Below are 1,208 nucleotides of genomic sequence, written 5' to 3' on the forward strand. Positions count from 1 at the left end.
TTCAAGACACAAAAAAGGTTGGCTTCTGCCAACCTTTTTCATTGTGCTTGCGAGGTTTATTCACCCCAAAGCGCTTCAAACCAACTCTCCAGAATGACCACGGCAGATTGGCAGTCGATATTGCCTTTCGATAAGGCTTTGTAGCCACCCATACTGAACAATTCTGCACGCGCTTCTGAAGTTGATAAGCGCTCATCATGCAATTCAACAGGCAAGCCATAACGACCTTGCAGACGCTTCGCGAATTTTTTCGCTCGCGGGGTGATGGTTTCTAAATCTTTACCATGCAAATCCGTTGGCAGGCCTACGACCAATAAGTCTGGTTGCCATTCTTTAATTTGTTTTTCGATGTCATCCCAATTTGGAATGCCATCATTGGCTTTAAACGCTTTCAGTGGTGAAGCGGTGCCTGTGATTTCTTGACCAATCGCGCTACCAATACTTTTAGTACCGAAGTCGAAGGCCATTATTGTGCGTGACATACAGTGTCTCAAATCTTAATGAAGTGGAAGCTAAGGAAGGCGGTTGCGTTACGCATGACCTGCGTCTGCCGACAATTGGCTTGGGTCGATACCTAGCTTTTCTACCGCTTTTTTCCAGCGCTCTGTAATGGGCGTATCGAAGATGATTTCTGGTGTGGCTTCGATGGTTAGCCAAGAGTTTTCAACCAGTTCATTTTCTAACTGACCAGCACTCCAACCGGAATAACCAAGAGCAACCAAATAGTCACTTGGCTCAGCCTCTGTCCCCAATACGGAAAGAATATCTCGCGAAGTGGTGACAGCAAGGTCGTCGGTCATTTGAATGCTGGATTCATAGTAATCTTTCGGTTTATGTAGAATAAAACCACGGTCTTCTGAGATTGGACCGCCATTGTAGACGGGTCTATCTAAGCTGGCTTCAAACAGGCGCGGGTGAACAGGCTGCACGTCAACTTGCTTGAGCATGTTGCCAACGGTGATATCAACAGGCGCGTTGATCATCAGGCCCATAGCGCCTTCTTCGTTATGTTCACAAACGTAGATAACGCTATTCTGGAAATACGGATCTTTCATTCCAGGCATGGCTACTAAAAAATGGTTTGTGAGGTTCATTCTCATACCGACCTTTAAGACTCGTAAATGCACTTAAGCAAACTCGCGACTATGTGCATGAGTTTGCTTAAGATAATGTCTGGTTCTCTACTATAACTGTACTATATATTCAGT

At 45.3% G+C, this 1,208-nt stretch carries 2 protein-coding genes; both read right to left on the reverse strand.

Features of this window, described 5'->3' with window-relative positions; genetic code table 11:
- Positions 1–56 precede the first annotated feature (56 nt).
- Positions 57–482, reverse strand: a complete 426-nt coding sequence (ruvX, locus tag R7127_RS26495) for a Holliday junction resolvase RuvX (protein ID WP_005461715.1) — start codon at positions 480–482, stop codon at positions 57–59.
- Positions 483–530: 48 nt separating this feature from the next.
- Positions 531–1,094, reverse strand: coding sequence for a YqgE/AlgH family protein (locus R7127_RS26500; protein WP_005461717.1), 564 nt, complete (start codon positions 1,092–1,094; stop codon positions 531–533).
- Positions 1,095–1,208: the final 114 nt, after the last annotated feature.

This window comes from Vibrio sp. 1159 (assembly GCF_033340395.1).
GTDB classification, from domain to species: domain Bacteria; phylum Pseudomonadota; class Gammaproteobacteria; order Enterobacterales; family Vibrionaceae; genus Vibrio; species Vibrio alginolyticus.

What these genes read in the sequence shown, in the direction of transcription:
- ruvX (WP_005461715.1), bottom strand. Translation starts at nt 482, where the DNA reads ATGTCACGCACAATAATGGCCTTCGACTTCGGTACTAAAAGTATTGGT.
- R7127_RS26500 (WP_005461717.1), bottom strand. Translation starts at nt 1,094, where the DNA reads ATGAACCTCACAAACCATTTTTTAGTAGCCATGCCTGGAATGAAAGAT.